General features: G+C 56.0%; 13 protein-coding genes. 4 read left to right on the top strand and 9 right to left on the bottom strand.

Annotated features, from left to right (window positions below; all coding sequences use genetic code 11):
- Positions 1-110: 110 nt before the first annotated feature.
- The 9 genes from odhB to BM029_RS00190 all read right to left on the bottom strand — a co-directional run bounded on the left by odhB (position 111) and on the right by BM029_RS00190 (position 10,869).
- Positions 111-1,361, bottom strand: coding sequence for a 2-oxoglutarate dehydrogenase complex dihydrolipoyllysine-residue succinyltransferase (odhB, locus tag BM029_RS00230; protein WP_092431525.1), 1,251 nt, complete (start codon positions 1,359-1,361; stop codon positions 111-113).
- 56 nt (positions 1,362-1,417) lie between these two features.
- Positions 1,418-4,273, bottom strand: a complete 2,856-nt coding sequence (locus BM029_RS00225; RefSeq protein ID WP_092431522.1) for a 2-oxoglutarate dehydrogenase E1 component — start codon at positions 4,271-4,273, stop codon at positions 1,418-1,420.
- 395 nt (positions 4,274-4,668) lie between these two features.
- Positions 4,669-5,973 (bottom strand): citrate synthase, encoded by a 1,305-nt coding sequence (gene gltA, locus BM029_RS00220; protein WP_092431519.1) that lies wholly within the window; start codon positions 5,971-5,973, stop codon positions 4,669-4,671.
- 107 nt (positions 5,974-6,080) lie between these two features.
- The gene (locus tag BM029_RS00215) at positions 6,081-6,350 is read right to left on the bottom strand and encodes an FAD assembly factor SdhE (RefSeq protein WP_092416202.1); all 270 of its coding nucleotides are present in this window, start codon (positions 6,348-6,350) and stop codon (positions 6,081-6,083) included.
- Positions 6,351-6,485: 135 nt separating this feature from the next.
- Positions 6,486-7,199: a succinate dehydrogenase iron-sulfur subunit gene (locus tag BM029_RS00210; protein ID WP_092416203.1), complete on the bottom strand. Its 714-nt coding sequence runs from the start codon at positions 7,197-7,199 to the stop codon at positions 6,486-6,488.
- A gap of 83 nt (positions 7,200-7,282) precedes the next feature.
- Positions 7,283-9,061 carry a succinate dehydrogenase flavoprotein subunit gene (sdhA, locus tag BM029_RS00205; protein WP_092431516.1) on the bottom strand — a complete coding sequence of 593 codons (1,779 nt, stop codon included), beginning with the start codon at positions 9,059-9,061 and terminating at the stop codon, positions 7,283-7,285.
- Positions 9,062-9,063: 2 nt separating this feature from the next.
- The gene (gene sdhD, locus BM029_RS00200) at positions 9,064-9,432 is read right to left on the bottom strand and encodes a succinate dehydrogenase, hydrophobic membrane anchor protein (protein WP_092431513.1); all 369 of its coding nucleotides are present in this window, start codon (positions 9,430-9,432) and stop codon (positions 9,064-9,066) included.
- A gap of 2 nt (positions 9,433-9,434) precedes the next feature.
- Positions 9,435-9,845 carry a succinate dehydrogenase, cytochrome b556 subunit gene (gene sdhC, locus BM029_RS00195; protein ID WP_092431511.1) on the bottom strand — a complete coding sequence of 137 codons (411 nt, stop codon included), beginning with the start codon at positions 9,843-9,845 and terminating at the stop codon, positions 9,435-9,437.
- 229 nt (positions 9,846-10,074) lie between these two features.
- On the bottom strand, positions 10,075-10,869 hold the full coding sequence (locus BM029_RS00190) for a GntR family transcriptional regulator (RefSeq protein ID WP_092431507.1): 795 nt from the start codon (positions 10,867-10,869) through the stop codon (positions 10,075-10,077).
- 487 nt (positions 10,870-11,356) lie between these two features.
- Here BM029_RS00190 and BM029_RS00185 point away from each other — a divergent pair, with 487 nt between their 5' ends.
- The 4 genes from BM029_RS00185 to acnA all read left to right on the top strand — a co-directional run bounded on the left by BM029_RS00185 (position 11,357) and on the right by acnA (position 16,671).
- On the top strand, positions 11,357-12,346 hold the full coding sequence (locus BM029_RS00185; protein WP_092431504.1) for a malate dehydrogenase: 990 nt from the start codon (positions 11,357-11,359) through the stop codon (positions 12,344-12,346).
- A gap of 80 nt (positions 12,347-12,426) precedes the next feature.
- Positions 12,427-13,398 carry an HpcH/HpaI aldolase/citrate lyase family protein gene (locus BM029_RS00180; RefSeq protein ID WP_092431501.1) on the top strand — a complete coding sequence of 324 codons (972 nt, stop codon included), beginning with the start codon at positions 12,427-12,429 and terminating at the stop codon, positions 13,396-13,398.
- A 50-nt stretch (positions 13,399-13,448) separates the two neighbouring features.
- Complete coding sequence (locus tag BM029_RS00175) at positions 13,449-13,934, top strand: hypothetical protein (protein ID WP_092431499.1); 486 nt, start codon at positions 13,449-13,451, stop codon at positions 13,932-13,934.
- Between the two features lie 25 nt (positions 13,935-13,959).
- The gene (acnA, locus tag BM029_RS00170) at positions 13,960-16,671 is read left to right on the top strand and encodes an aconitate hydratase AcnA (protein WP_092431496.1); all 2,712 of its coding nucleotides are present in this window, start codon (positions 13,960-13,962) and stop codon (positions 16,669-16,671) included.
- The last annotated feature ends 157 nt before the right edge of the window (positions 16,672-16,828 follow it).

The following is a 16,828-nucleotide window of genomic DNA, read 5'->3' as shown; positions in this document are numbered from 1 at the left end:
CCGCGACAAGGCTCTCATCATTTACATAGCCACCTAAACGATACGCCCTGCTCCATTTTCCTTACGAGAAAAACAGGAGTCAGGGCGCGTCGCCTGGCGAGATTTAAAGCTTACAGGTCCAGCAACAGGCGAGCCGGATCTTCCAGCGCTTCCTTCATTGCCACCAGCGCCAGCACTGCTTCACGACCGTCGATGATACGGTGATCGTAAGACATCGCCAGATAGTTCATCGGACGAACCACGATTTGGCCGTTTTCGACAACTGCACGGTCCTTGGTCGCATGCACGCCCAGGATCGCCGATTGTGGCGGGTTGATGATCGGTGTCGACAGCATCGAACCGAAAGTACCACCGTTGGAGATCGAGAATGTACCGCCGGTCAGGTCGTCCAGAGTCAGCTTGCCGTCCTTGGCCTTGGCGCCGAATTCGCCGATTTTCTTTTCGATGTCAGCGATCGACATTTGATCAGCATCGCGCAACACCGGCACTACCAGGCCGCGTGGCGAACCAACTGCGATTCCGATATCGAAATAACCGTGATACACGATGTCGTTGCCATCAACAGAGGCATTGACGATCGGGTACTTCTTCAGCGCGGCAACCGCAGCCTTGACGAAGAACGACATGAAGCCGAGCTTGACGCCGTGCTCTTTTTCAAACTTGTCTTTGTACTTGGTGCGCAGGTCCATGACTGGCTGCATGTTGACTTCATTGAATGTCGTCAAGATGGCGTTAGTCGATTGCGATTGCACCAGGCGCTCGGCGATACGTGCGCGCAGGCGGCTCATCGGCACGCGTTCTTCCGGACGTTGGTCCAGCTGGGCCTTGGTTGGCGCGACAACTTGCTGCAGTGCCGGTTTGACTGCTACTGCAGCCAGAGGTGCCGGTACAGGTGTAGCCGGCTTGTTAGCCAGTGCACCCAGAACGTCGCCCTTGGTGACGCGGCCATCTTTGCCGCTGCCATCAATTTGGCCTGCGGACAAATTGTTTTCCGCCAGCAGTTTTGCTGCTGCAGGCATCGCGATGCCCGCTGCCGATTGCGATGCTGCCGGTGCAGCTGCCGAAGCGGCTACTGGAGCTGCTGGTGCTGCTGCCGGAGCGGCAACCGCGCCAGCTGTTGCTTCAGTGTCGATCACAGCGATGATTTCATCGGCAACTACGGTGCTGCCGTCGCCTTTTAACAGCTGGACGATCACGCCGTCGGCCGGGGCCGGCAGTTCCAGCACAACTTTATCTGTCTCGATATCAATCAGGTTTTCGTCGCGCTTGACAGCGTCGCCGACTTTTTTATGCCATGTCAACAAGGTCGCTTCAGCGACGGATTCCGACAATTGCGGAACTTTTACTTCTAGAAGTGCCATTTAATTCTCCGTAAGGTGGTGCGTCGGGCAGGCCTGCTGGCCCGCCCTGGCGTCAATTATTTTGTAAGAACAAAGCCTTTAAGCTTGGAAAATGCAGTGTCCAGCAATGCTTTTTGCTGCGCATAGTGCTTGTCGTAGTAACCGACAGCTGGCGATGCGCTGGCCGGACGGCCTGCGTAGGCAAGCTTCTGGCCATCTTCCAGGTTCTCAAAAATGTTGTGCTGAATCTGCAGCCATGCGCCTTGATTCTGCGGCTCGTCCTGTGTCCATACCAGTTCGTTGAAGTTCGGGAACTGCTTCAACTCGGCAGCGAATGCCTTGTGCGGGAATGGATACAGTTGTTCCAGACGGATAATTGCGACGTCAGTCTGACCGCGCTCTTTACGTGCATTAACCAGATCGTAGTAAACCTTGCCCGAGCAAGCGACGATGCGCTTGACCTTCTTAGGATCGATCTTGTCATCGACTTCGCCGATCACGGTCTGGAAGCTGCCCTTGCTGAATTCGGACAACGGCGAACCGGCATCCTTGTTACGCAACAGCGACTTCGGCGTCATGATCACCAGCGGCTTGCGGAACAAGCGAATCATCTGGCGGCGCAGCAGATGGAAAATCTGCGCTGCAGTAGTCGGTTGCACCACTTGCATGTTGTTGTCTGCGCACAGTTGCAGATAACGTTCGAGGCGTGCCGACGAGTGTTCCGGGCCTTGGCCTTCGTAACCGTGCGGCAGCATCATGACCAGGCCGGAAGCACGGCCCCACTTCACTTCGCCGGAGCTGATGAACTGGTCGATCACGACTTGCGCGCCGTTGGCGAAATCGCCGAACTGGGCTTCCCAGATGGTCAGCGTGTTTGGCTCTGCGGTGGAGTAACCGTATTCGAAACCGAGTACAGCCTCTTCCGACAAGACCGAGTCGATCACCTTGAACGGTGCTTGCTGGTCGGAGATGTTTTGCAGCGGAATATAGCTGCCGGCATCCCAACGTTCGCGGTTTTGATCGTGCAATACAGCGTGGCGATGGACGAATGTGCCACGGCCTGCGTCCTGGCCGGTCAGGCGAATTGCATAGCCCGACGACACCAGCGATGCGTAAGCCAGATGTTCGCCCATGCCCCAGTCGAGGTTGAGTTCGCCACGGCCCATGGCGGCGCGGTCGTTCAATACTTTTTCAACCAGCGCGTGGACCTTGAAGTTTTCCGGCACGGTAGTGATACGTGTTGCCAGGCGCTTCAGTTCGGTGACAGGCACTGCGGTGTCGGCGGCGTCGGTCCACTTGCGGTTCAGGAACGGCAGCCAGTCGACTGCGTACTTGCTCTTGAAGTTGGTGATGACCGGATCGACAGTGTGCTTGCCGGCGTCCATCGCATCGCGGAAGGCCTTGACCATGGCGTCGCCAGTGTCGGCGTCGATAGTGCCTTGTGCTGCCAGTTTGTCCGCGTACAGCTTGCGGGTACCTGGATGCTGAGCGATCTTCTTGTACATCAGCGGCTGAGTCAGCGCTGGCGTATCTTGCTCGTTGTGGCCCAGTTTGCGGAAGCAGATGATATCGACCACGATATCTTTCTTGAACTCGATACGGTAATCGAGCGCAATTTGAGTGGCGAACACGACCGCTTCAGGATCGTCGCCGTTGACGTGCAGTACCGGCGCTTCGATCATCTTGACGACGTCCGAGCAATACAGGGTGGAACGGGAATCGCGCGGATCGGAAGTGGTGAAACCGATCTGGTTGTTGATCACGATATGCACGGTACCACCAGTGCCGTAACCACGCGTTTGCGCCAGGTTGAGGGTTTCCATCACTACACCCTGGCCGGCAAATGCAGCATCGCCGTGGACCAGGATCGGCAGCACTTGCGAGCCGTCGATATCGCCGCGGCGTTCCATACGCGCCTTGACCGAACCTTCAACCACAGGGTTGACGATTTCCAGATGCGATGGATTGAATGCCAGCGACAGATGCACCGGGCCGCCCGGGCTGGTGATGTCGGAGGAGAAGCCTTGGTGATACTTGACGTCGCCTGCAGGCAGGTCGTCGGCGTGCTTGCCTTCGAATTCTGCAAACAGTTCTTGCGGCATCTTGCCCAGTGTGTTGACCAGCACGTTCAGACGGCCGCGGTGGGCCATGCCGATAACGATTTCCTGGACACCTTTGGCGCCGGCGCGCTGGATCGTTTCGTCCAGCGACACGATGAAGCTTTCGCCGCCTTCCAGCGAGAAACGCTTTTGACCGACATAACGTGTGTGCAGGTAGCGCTCCAGCCCTTCAGCCGCGGTCAGGCGGTCGAGGATGTGCTTTTTCTTTTCTGCAGTGAATACCGGCGCCGAACGGGTCGACTCCAGGCGTTCCTGCATCCAGCGTTTTTCGGTCGGATCGCTGATATACATGTACTCAGTACCGATCGAACGGCAATACGTATCGCGCAGCGAATTCAGCAGGTCGCGCAGCGTAGCCGTTTCAGTGCCGAAATAGGTGTTGCTGATGTTGAACACGATGTCCATGTCGGCATCGGTGAAACCGTAGAAGCTCGGTTCCAGCTCAGGCAATACGGAACGTTCCTGGCGTTGCAGCGGATCCAGGTTGGCCCAGCGGGAACCCAGGTAACGGTAGGCAGCGATAAGTTGCGTTGCAGCAACGCGCTTGCGTCCCATTTCAGCATCGGCCGAAGCGGAGATAGTGCGGATCGGACCGTGTTTGGCGCGCTCGGCAAACGAGGCGATGACGGAGGCGTGGCCAACGTCAGGCTTGTCGGAGCCGTCGACGGCAGGCACGTGTTGCATGGCGTCGAAATAAGCACGCCAGTTATCGGCAACTGAACCGGGATTGTCGAGGTAAGACTCGTACAGCTCTTCAATGTACGGTGCATTACCTCCGAAGAGATAAGAATTAGAGCGGTATTGTTGCATCATCTTGCTCACCTTTCTTCGCGTTTCGCGAGATTAGCGGGTTAACATAACCTTCCGCGACACGGCCTGACCGGTTAGCGGATTGCACATCAAGTTGTGGGGAAGGGCTCTATTACTGTGTTCTTTACTGCAACTTCAATTCGGGTATTTCGGTACTTCTTTAAGCCTGCCCTTCAAAACATGCTTTACATACATGTTTTTTACTACACGTAGGGTGGGCAGGTTTCTCTGCCCACGCTGTGCCGGTATAAACGAATTCCGCGTGGGCAAATTGCCCACCCTACTCGCCTGATTCGGCACAGATTGAGAGCATAGCATAACCTGCAGAAATGCAAACAGCGAATCCGTGGATTCGCTGTTTTTGTGTTGCTATTACCTATTTCCGACTCACGCTGGCCTTAGCCGCGTTTGTCGATTGCTGGCACGTCGCGGGTTGGCGAACCGACGAACAATTGACGTGGACGGCCGATCTTTTGCTCAGGATCGGAAATCATTTCATTCCATTGTGCGATCCAGCCGACTGTACGCGCCATGGCGAAGATGCCGGTGAACAGCGATGTCGGGATGCCCAGTGCCGATTGCACGATACCGGAGTAGAAGTCGACGTTTGGATACAGCTTGCGGGAAACGAAGTATTCGTCTTCCAGCGCCACTTTTTCCAGCGCCATCGCCAGTTTGAACAACGGGTCGTCATGCAGGCCGAGTTCGTTCAGCACTTCGTAGCAGGTTTCGCGCATCAGCTTGGCGCGCGGATCGAAGTTCTTGTAGACGCGATGACCGAAGCCCATCAGCTTGACGCCGGAGTTCTTGTCTTTCACTTTGGCGATGAACTCTGGAATCTTGTCGACAGTACCGATTTCCTTGAGCATGTTCAGTGCCGCTTCGTTGGCGCCGCCGTGTGCAGGGCCCCACAGGCAAGCGATACCTGCAGCGATACAGGCAAACGGATTGGCGCCGCTGGAACCAGCCAGGCGCACGGTCGAAGTCGAGGCGTTTTGCTCGTGATCTGCATGCAAGGTCAGGATACGGTCCAGCGCGCGCACCAGCACGTCGTTGACCTTGTACTCTTCGCACGGAGTGGAGAACATCATGTGCATGAAGTTCGCGCTGTACGACAGTTCGTTACGCGGATAGACGAAAGGCTGGCCGACGTTGTACTTGTAAGCCATGGCAACCAGTGTCGGCAGCTTGGCGATCAGGCGGATCGCGGATACTTCGCGATGATGCGGATCGGTGATGTCCAGCGAGTCATGGTAGAACGACGACAAGGCGCCGACGGTGCCGACCAGCACAGCCATCGGATGCGCGTCGCGACGGAAACCGCGGAAGAAAAATTGCATCTGCTCGTGCACCATGGTGTGCTGGGTCACGGTAGCGTCGAATACTTCTTTTTGCTTTGCTGTCGGCAGTTCACCGTTCAGCAACAGGTAGCAGGTTTCCAGGAAGTCGCAATTGACTGCCAGCTGCTCGATCGGATAACCGCGATACAGCAACTCGCCCTTGTCGCCGTCGATGTAGGTGATCGACGAATTACATGCCGCAGTCGACATGAAGCCCGGGTCGTAAGTGAATTTGCCGGTAGCGCCGTACAACTTGCGGATATCGATAACTTCGGGGCCGACGGTGCCCTTGTAAATAGGAAATTCTACGGATGGACTGCCATCGGAAAACGATAGCGTGGCTTTTGTATCAGCGGTGGTCATGGCTCTTCCCTCAATCAAAAGGTGACTCTAAAACAAAAAAAACAAAAGGCGCTGCTGCATGCTGATCGACATCTTCCGCGGCCGTCGCCGCCAGCGAAGATACAGTCTTAAGCAGTGCGTATTCTGGCTAACAGTGCATGCACTTGCGGCAAATCCAGCAAGCCGTCCGGCTCTTTACGGACTAGCAGTAAATCCATTAGTTCAATGTCGGACAGTTCCATCAGGCGCGAAAAAGCGTCGACATCGTCATCCGTCATGCTGGCTTCGTTTGCATCCAGGAAACGAGTCAGTATCAGATCGTTTTCAAGCAGGCCCCGTCGCGCGCGCCAGCGCAGGCGGGCTCGGTTGGCTGGATCGGCTTGATGGATGATAGGCATGGAAACCACTTATTCTATTTGATATCGCCGTTCGGCGCTTTCGACGAACAGTTCTAAAACTGTTGCAAAAACCAGGGCGGGAAGACTTGGAAGTTTCACCGCCCTGCTTACTCTTACTTACTCTCGCTTACTTTCTTACACCGCGCGACGAACCATCAGTTCCTTGATCTTGCCGATCGCTGCGTTAGGGTTCAAGCCCTTCGGACAGACATCGACGCAGTTCATGATCGAACGGCAACGGAACAGACGATACGGATCTTCCAGGTTATCCAGACGGGCGCCGGTGGCTTCATCGCGGCTGTCGGCGATGAAACGGTAGGCTTGCAGCAAGCCGGCCGGGCCGACGAACTTGTCTGGATTCCACCAGAACGACGGGCAGGAAGTCGAGCAGCATGCGCACAGGATGCACTCGTACAGGCCATCCAGCTCTTCGCGCTGTTCCGGCGACTGCAGACGCTCTTTTTCAGGCGGAATGCTGTCGTTGATCAGGAACGGCTTGATCGATTCGTATTGCTTGAAGAACTGCGTCATGTCGACGATCAGGTCGCGGATCACCGGCAGGCCTGGCAATGGCCGCAAGATAATCGGCTCGCTCAGCTCGTTCAGGTTGGTGGTGCAAGCCAGACCGTTCTTGCCGTTGATGTTCATGGCGTCGGAACCGCACACACCTTCGCGGCACGAACGGCGCAACGCCAGCGAATCGTCAACGTCGGCCTTGATGCGTTGCAGGGCATCCAGCAGCATCTTGTCGGTTGGCAGCAGCTCCACCGTCAGGTCCTGCATGTAAGGCTTGGCGTCCTTATCAGGATCGTAGCGGTAGATTTTAAATTTCAAAGTACGTGATGACATGGCTATACCTCTTGTTTTTAATTATTGTGGAGCAGAGCCCGGGCGCCCGTATGGTTTGGCGCGCCTTGCCCTGCCCCGACAAATTAGAATGTACGTGGCTTTGGCTTGAACGTATCAACTGTCAGCGGCTTGGTAACCACTGGCTTGTAGTCGAGACGATTACCTTCGGAGTACCACAAGGTGTGCTTCATCCAGTTTTCGTCATCACGCTTTTCATAATCGCGATGCGCATGGGCGCCGCGCGATTCTTTACGAGCTGCAGCCGAGGTAATAGTGGCCTTGGCGGTTTCGATCAGGTTGTCCAACTCCAGCGCTTCGACACGTGCAGTGTTGAATACCTTGGATTTGTCCTTGAACGAAACATGCTTGCGCCGCTCGTCCAGCACCATGATTTCCTTGTAGCCCTGTTGCAGCAGCTCGTCGGTACGGAACACGCCGCAGTAGTGCTGCATGGTCTTGCGGATATCGCCGGCCACGTCTTGCACGCGCTCGGAACCGGTGCTGGTTTCCAGCTTGGCCAGACGCGCCAGGGCGACGTCGGCTGCATCTGCCGGCAACGGCTTGTTGCTGCGCTCTTTGAGCTTGCTGTCGACAATGTGATTGCCGGCGGCACGGCCGAACACCACCAGATCCAGCAGCGAATTGGTACCCAGGCGATTGGCGCCGTGCACCGAAACGCAAGCGCATTCGCCGATGGCGTACAAACCATTGACTACCGCGTTCGGGATACCGTTCTTCGGCACTACAACCTGACCGTAAACGTTGGTCGGGATACCGCCCATTTGATAATGGATGGTCGGCACGACCGGAATCGGCTCTTTCAGAGCGTCAACGTTAGCAAACTTGTGGCCGATTTCCAGAATCGAAGGCAGACGCTTCATGATGGTTTCGGCGCCGATGTGACGCAGATCCAGCATCACGTGATCCTTGTGCGGGCCGCAGCCACGGCCTTCCTTGATTTCCTGGTCCATCGAACGCGACACGAAATCGCGCGGCGCCAGATCTTTCAAGGTTGGCGCATAGCGCTCCATGAAACGTTCGCCGTTGGCGTTGATCAGAATCCCGCCCTCGCCACGTACGCCCTCGGTAATCAGCACGCCTGCGCCAGCCACGCCGGTCGGGTGGAACTGCCAGAACTCCATGTCTTCCAGCGGCAAACCGGCACGCGCCGCCATACCCATACCGTCGCCGGTATTGATAAAGGCATTGGTCGAAGCCGCCCAGATACGCCCTGCACCGCCGGTAGCCATCACTGTGGTCTTGGCTTCCAGGATCATGACATCGCCGGTTTCCATTTCCAGCGCTACTACACCGATGACATCGCCTTCGGCATCGCGCACCAGGTCGATCGCCATCCATTCGACGAAGAAATGCGTCTTGGCGCGAACGTTACGCTGGTACAGCGTGTGCAACAGCGCATGACCGGTACGGTCGGCAGCGGCGCAAGCGCGCGCTACCGGCTTTTCGCCGAAGTTGGCCGAGTGGCCGCCGAACGGACGCTGATAAATCGTGCCGTCGGCATTACGGTCGAACGGCATGCCGAAATGCTCCAGCTCATACACAGCCTTTGGCGCTTCGCGACACATGAACTCGATCGCGTCCTGGTCACCCAGGTAATCCGAGCCCTTGACGGTGTCAAACATGTGCCAGTACCAGCTGTCCTCGGACATGTTACCCAGCGAGGCGCCAATGCCGCCCTGCGCCGCAACCGTGTGCGAACGGGTAGGAAACACCTTCGACAAGACTGCTACATTCAAACCAGCTTCCGCCAACTGCAGCGAAGCACGCATACCGGAACCACCGGCCCCAACGATTACCGCATCAAAGCGGCGTGTAGGAATTGTGGATTTAATAGCTGCCACGATTACACTCTCCACAAAATCTGCGCCGCCCATCCGGCACAACCGACCAACCACAGGATTGTGGCAACTTGCAAGACCAGACGCAGAGCGACCGGCTTGACGTAATCCATCCAGATATCACGCACGCCGATCCATGCATGAAAAAACAGTGCCATCAGCGCTACGAACGTAGCCAGCTTGAACCACTGATGCGAAAACAGTCCTGCCCAGCCTTCATAGGTGAAGTTGCTGGCGGTCAGAAAGGTGACCAGCAGGATGACCGTGTAGATTGCCATGACGACAGCGGTGACGCGTTGCGCCAGCCAGTCGCGCAAGCCGTAATGGGCCCCTACTACCAGGCGGTTGGCGCCGATATTCTTGTTGTTAGCCATTTTTAGAATGCTCCGAACAGTTTCAATGCAACGATCAACGCCAGCGGCACACTGATAATCAGGACTCCGGCAGCCGATTTGCGCGCGCTATCCTTATCCAGACCGATGTGGTTATCCATGATGAGGTGGCGGATGCCAGCGCAGAAGTGGTGCAGATATGCCCAGGACAGGGCCAGGATGACGAGCTTTACGAACCAGCCCGAGGTAAAACCTTTGAAGTATTCGAAAGAACTTTCAGATACCAGGCTTTTATCCAGCATGTACAAGATAAAAGGCAAGAGCAAAAACATCAACACGCCACTAATACGATGCAAAATCGAAATAAGGGCTGCCAACGGAAAGCGGTAGCCGACAATTTGGGTAATGCTTATATTACGAAACTGTGGCCGATTGGGCTTCGCGGCTTCAGACATAACAGGGTTCTCCTCAGTTTAAAATTTTAGAGCAAGCGCAATCCCGCAATTTTCGCCGATTTTTGTGCAGCACACCAATAGTTATTATTCAATATTGCAAATAATGGCTAGCAGCGACTATTCTTACACTAGATTGCACTTGGTCAGCTTGCTCATATTGCCACCAGTCGCCGCTATCGTCAGCCGATGACCAGCCCAACTCGCTACTCCAGATCACTACTCCAACCCGTCAGCTCAATTCGTTCTGATAGTGATGGCGATTGGTCACGTACAAACCGCGCCGCACTTCCACCGGCTTGTCGCCATAGGTAAAAGACACGCGCTCCACACATAATAAAGGCGATAATTTTTCCACCCCCAGCAACTCAGCCGCATCGGCATCGGCGCTGGCGGCGCGAATCTGCTCGGTGGCACGGATCATGCGCGTGCCGAATTCAGTTTCAAACAGGCCGTACATCGGGCCCTTGTACTCAACCAGCCGCTCCAGCGTCAGCGCCTTGAACAGCGCGCCCGGCAGCCACAATTCTTCAAGTATCGTCGGTACGCCGTCAAATGCCATGACACGTTTGACATATACCACCGAGTCGCCCGATTTCATGCCCAACAGGCGAGCGATTTCCGCCGGCGCGCGCAAGCGCTTCAGCTCGATCACTCTTTTATCGGTAACTTGCGGCTGGTCGCTGTCCGGCATCAGGCGCAGGAAGCGGAATTGCGAACGCGCTTCGTGATGGGTGGCGACAAACGTGCCCTTGCCCTGACGCCGCACCAGCAGGTTTTCGGCAGCCAGTTCGTCAATCGCTTTGCGCACCGTACCCTGGCTTACCTTGAAACGGTTGCCAAGCTCGACTTCGCTGGGAATCAGCTCACCCGGCTTCCATTCACCGGATTGCAGGCGTTGCATGATCAGCGCCTTGATTTGCTGATAGAGAGGACTAAAGGTCGGAGACGATACTGAGGGAGACGCAGGGACCGCAGCGCTCTGGCCGACAGGGTCACTACTCAAATTGGACGGGATGGAACTCATAAGCTTAGATTTCACCATAAAATACCCTCTGCCGTCCAGTAAAAAATACGCAATGATATGTCTTATATAAGACATAAGATATTGATTGACATACCATGTTGCCAAGCCTAAACTCGCGGGCATAAGCACTATTTGATGGTCGTCAGATGGGCGTTAAGCTGTGCATGTTTCGCGCAAATCGATTTTCATGGCAGAGATGCAAGCCGTAAATTTTGGCGCTCGGATCAACGCAAAACAAACTGACGCACGCGGTTTTCGCCGGTATGATTAGAGGTTGCGTATTTAAGTCGCCGCTTTTTGTATCTTGGTATGTATTGGGCTGCATCGCTGTATATGGGGCCGCATACCTGGCTGGGATTTTTTGTAATTTGACCGTCGTTCTTTTGAATTGAACGGTTAAGGGTAGAGTAATTCGCCGCAGGGTTTAACCGGATGGCTCTTGAACTTTGCCCCGCACACATTTTTATCACTTCTCTGGAGATTCAACATGGCTAAGTCCCCTCTGCGTGTTGCCGTTACCGGCGCCGCTGGTCAAATCGGCTATTCCCTTCTGTTCCGCATCGCCAACGGCGACCTGCTCGGCAAAGATCAACCGGTCATTTTGCAACTGCTTGAAATCCCTGACGAAAAAGCACAAAAAGCGTTGAAGGGCGTGATCATGGAAGTCGACGATTGCGCATTCCCGCTGCTGGCCGGCATCACCTCACATAGCGATCCGATGACAGCATTCAAGGATGCTGACGTTGCCCTGCTGGTTGGCGCCCGCCCACGCGGCCCAGGCATGGAACGTAAAGACCTGCTGGAAGCCAATGCACAGATTTTCACCGTGCAAGGCAAGGCGCTGGACGCCGTCGCTTCACGCAATGTCAAGGTATTGGTGGTGGGCAATCCAGCCAACACCAACGCTTACATCGCCATGAAATCGGCGCCGAACCTGCCAGCCAAGAACTTCACCGCAATGCTGCGCCTGGACCACAACCGCGCCCTGTCGCAAGTCGCGGCCAAGATCGGCAAGCCAGTTTCCGCCATCGAAAAAATGTTCGTCTGGGGCAATCACTCGCCAACCATGTACGCGGACTATCGCTACGCGACAGCAGACGGCGCATCGGTCAAAGACCTGATCAACGATCAAGTCTGGAACAAAGATGTGTTCCTGCCAACCGTCGGCAAGCGCGGCGCAGCTATCATCGAAGCGCGCGGTTTGTCGTCGGCTGCTTCGGCCGCTAACGCAGCGATCGATCACGTGCGTGACTGGGTACTCGGCACCAACGGCAAGTGGACCACCATGGGTGTGCCATCGGACGGTTCCTACGGTATTCCTGAAGGCACCATGTTCGGCTTCCCGGTAACTACTGAAAACGGCGAATACAAAATCGTCCAAGGCCTGGAAATCGACGCTTTCTCGCAAGAGCGCATCAACATTACTCTCGCAGAACTGCAAGAAGAGCGTGATGGCGTGAAACACCTGGTCGGCTAAGCAACTGCTTCAATGTAGGGTGGACGCGCTGTACTTACGCGTGTCTACCCTGCCCCGCAATTATTATTAAGAACTTCGCAATGCATCCTACCCAGGTCTTATTCCTAGGCAAGCAACAACCGGTCTCGCTACCGGTCTGCGATCATTACGCCGGCGCTGAAAAGCTCATGCGTAAATCGATCGCCTTGCAGCAGGAGCTGGGTCCGGTATTCGACATCACACTTGACTGCGAAGACGGCGCCAGCGCCGGTAACGAAGCAGCACACGCACAACTGGTCGCCGCCATCATCGCCGGCGCCGACAATCGCTTTGAGCGCATAGGCGCTCGCGTACACGACATCGGCAGCACTTTTTTCGAACAAGACGTAGAGATCATCTGCAAAGGTGCAGCGCGCCGGCTGGCTTACCTGATGCTGCCCAAGGCCGAGAGCCTGGCCGACGTCAACGCCGCTCTGGCCCTGATAGACCACCACAGCAGCCAGGCCGGACGGCAGGCATTGCCGGTCCATGTATTGATAGAAACCCACGGTGCACTGGCAGACGTGTTTGCTATCGCCGCCCTGCCGCAAGTACAGTCGCTGTCGTTTGGCATCATGGATTTTGTTTCAGCGCATTACGGCGCCATCCCAAGCTCGGCGATGCGTTCGCCGGCGCAGTTCAGCCATCCGCTGGTCACCCGCGCCAAACTGGAAATTGCCGCGGCTTGCCACGCGCACGGCAAGGTACCTTCGCATAACGTCACCACCGACATCAAGGACGGCAACACCGTCGCTGCAGATGCCGGCCGCGCCATGGCTGAATTCGGCTATACCCGGATGTGGAGCATCCATCCGCAACAGATCAAACCGATATTGAACGCATTTACCCCGCCGCCATCGGAGATAGCCACGGCGGCACAAATCCTGCTTGCGGCCAGGCAAGCAGCATGGGGACCAATACAACACGAGGGCACGCTACATGACCGCGCCAGTTATCGTTATTACTGGACTGTTCTGCAGCGCGCAAAAAATAATGGCGCCGCACTACCTGAAGATGCAATAACTTTGTTATAACCGCACCCCGCCCTTACCAAGATAACGGGATGCACCACGGAGCAATGAAAATGAAAAAGAGTTTGTCAATTTTGGTTTTACTATGCGCCAGCCTGGCAGTTGCAGCACCACAAGTTCAGGCCCAGACCACCACCAAGAAAACGACCAAAAAAGCCGTCAAGAAGCCAGCTGCAAAAGCAGCGCCAGCAGAAGTCGACGATGGCGAAGACGAAGGCACACCGGACGTCAAGACTTCCGTTTCCGTCGATTACAAATGCGAGCTCGGCAACAGCCTGACAATCTACACCAACGCTGAAGACGACAAGCACATCGCACTGCGCTGGGGCAAAGCCCTGCACCGCCTGTCGCGCGTGCCAACCACCACCGGCGCCAACCGCTTTGAAAACCGCAAATACGGCCTGCTCTGGATCGGCATCCCGGCCAAGGGCATTTTGCTTGATTCAAAAACAGGTCATCAACTGGCGAACGAATGCAAATCCCCAGCACAAGAAACCATGCCGGCCGCTGCACCTGCCGATCCGGCAAATAGTTTGTAATTAAACTGAAAACTCAGGAGAAATCATGTCTCGCAACACGCTGAATACACTTAAGGAATTCAAGATTTCCGACTCCAAGAAAGGCAAGTTCTATTCATTGCCAGCCCTGGAGAAAAAACTCGGCATCAACATCTCGCGCCTGCCAGTGTCGATCCGTATCGTGCTGGAATCCGTTCTGCGTAATTGCGACGGCAAGAAGGTCACTGAAGAGCACGTCAAGCAACTGGCTGCCTGGGGCGCCAACGCAGCCCGCACCGACGAAATCCCATTCGTCGTGGCGCGCGTCGTGCTGCAAGACTTTACCGGTGTGCCACTGCTGGCCGACCTCGCAGCAATGCGTAACGTTGCTGCCTCGCTGGGCAAGAATGCCAAGAACATCGAGCCGCTGGTGCCGGTCGACCTGGTAGTCGACCACTCGGTACAGATCGACCATTTCCGTGAAAAGAAAGCACTCGACCTCAACATGAAACTGGAATTCCAGCGCAACAACGAGCGCTACCAGTTCATGAAATGGGGCATGCAGGCATTCGACACTTTCGGCGTCGTGCCTCCGGGCTTCGGTATCGTCCACCAGGTCAACCTGGAATACCTGGCGCGCGGCGTCCACAAGAAGGATTCGGTCTACTACCCGGACACCCTGGTCGGCACTGACTCGCACACCACCATGATCAACGGCATCGGCGTAGTCGGCTGGGGCGTGGGCGGCATCGAGGCGGAAGCCGGCATGCTGGGCCAACCGGTCTACTTCCTGACACCAGACGTAGTCGGCGTCAACCTGACCGGCCAACTGCGTGAAGGCGTTACCGCAACCGATCTGGTGCTGACCATTACCGAACTGCTGCGTAAAGCTAAAGTAGTCGGCAAGTTTGTCGAATTCTTCGGCGAAGGCACTGCTTCGCTGAGCCTGACCGACCGCGCTACCATCGCCAACATGGCACCAGAATACGGCGCCACCATGGGCTTCTTCCCGGTTGACGATGCGACTATCGAATACTTCGAAGGCACTGGCCGCAGCAAAGCGGAAATCGACGCATTCGCCGGTTACTTCAAGGCACAAAACCTGTACGGCATTCCAAAGGCTGGCGACATCGACTACACCACTGTCGTCGAACTCGACCTGGCTACTGTTGCGCCGTCGCTGGCTGGTCCAAAGCGTCCGCAAGACCGTATCGAAATCGGCAACGTCAAAGCCAACTTCGCAGAATTGTTCAGCAAGCCAATCGCAGAGAACGGCTTCAACAAGAAAGCGGAAGACCTGGACGCGACTTACACCAACACCGACGGCGTCAAGCTGCAAAACGGCGACGTGCTGATTGCTGCAATCACTTCCTGCACCAACACTTCCAACCCGAGCGTCATGCTGGCGGCTGGTTTGCTGGCCAAGAAAGCGGTCGAAGCCGGCCTCAAGGTACCTGCACACATCAAGACTTCGCTGGCCCCTGGCTCGCGCGTTGTTACCGAGTACCTGGAAGCGGCTGGCCTGCTGCCGTACCTGGAAAAACTCGGCTTCGGCGTCACTGCCTACGGTTGCACAACCTGTATCGGTAACGCCGGCGACCTGACACCAGCCATGAACGAAGCCATCGTCAAGAACGACGTGGTGGCATCGGCTGTATTGTCCGGCAACCGTAACTTCGAAGCGCGGATCCATCCGAACATTCGCTCCAACTTCCTGGCTTCGCCACCGTTGGTAGTCGCTTACGCGATCGCCGGCAACATGACACGCGACCTGATGACCGAGCCTGTCGGCAAGGGCAAGGGCGGCAAAGATATCTATCTGGGCGACATCTGGCCGACTTCGCAAGAAGTCGCCAAGCTGATGAAGTTTGCGATGAATGCCAAGACTTTCAAAGCCAACTACGCTGACGTCAAGGGCGCACCAGGCAAGCTGTGGGAAGCCATCAAGGGCGTCGCCGGCGGCGAAGTCTACAACTGGCCTAAGTCGACTTACATCGCTGAGCCACCATTCTTCCAAGACTTCACCATGGTGCCGAAGGCAGCTGCGACCGGTATCACCGGCGCACGTGCACTGGGCGTGTTCGGCGATTCGATCACTACCGACCACATCTCGCCAGCCGGCTCCATCAAGGAATCCAGCCCGGCCGGTAAATGGCTGATCGCCAACGGCGTGTTGAAGGCTGACTTCAACTCCTACGGCTCACGTCGCGGCAATCACGAAATCATGATGCGCGGTACATTCGCTAACGTCCGTATCAAGAATCTGATGATTCCTGCTACACCGGACGGTTCGCGGGTTGAAGGCGGCATCACCTTGTTCCAGCCAACCGGCGAAGAAACATCGATCTATGACGCAGCGATGCAGTACGTCAAAGACGGCGTGCCAACGATGGTGTTTGCAGGTGAAGAATACGGTACAGGTTCGTCGCGTGACTGGGCAGCCAAGGGCACTCAGCTGCTGGGCGTGAAGGCTGTGTTTGCGCGTTCGTTCGAGCGTATCCACCGCTCCAACCTGGTCGGCATGGGCGTTCTGCCGTTGCAATTCATCGGTAACGACAGCGTGCAAACCCTGGGCATCACCGGCCACGAGACTTTCGACCTGAAAGGCATCGACGGCGAAATCAAGCCACAGCAAGACGCTACCCTGGTGATCCATCGTGCCGACGGCGAAACCAAGGAAGTCAAGGTTCTGCTGCGCATCGATACACCAATCGAAGTCGACTACTACAAACACGGCGGCATCCTGCCGTTCGTGCTGCGCCAGTTGCTGGCAGCGTAACAACACACCGGACTGCCGCCCGTTCTGCATGGGCGGCAGCCTGGTAGTTGAGTGATTCAATAAAGTTATCAAAAAACGCCGGCCATGCCGGCGTTTCTCGTTTTCGGCACCGATCAGGCAGCATTCAAGAAATCATTGCCATCCATCTACGGTAGTT

The organism is Collimonas sp. OK607, from assembly GCF_900111995.1.
Taxonomy (GTDB): Bacteria; Pseudomonadota; Gammaproteobacteria; order Burkholderiales; family Burkholderiaceae_D; genus Collimonas.
This window is presented reverse-complemented; position numbering and strand designations above follow the sequence as displayed.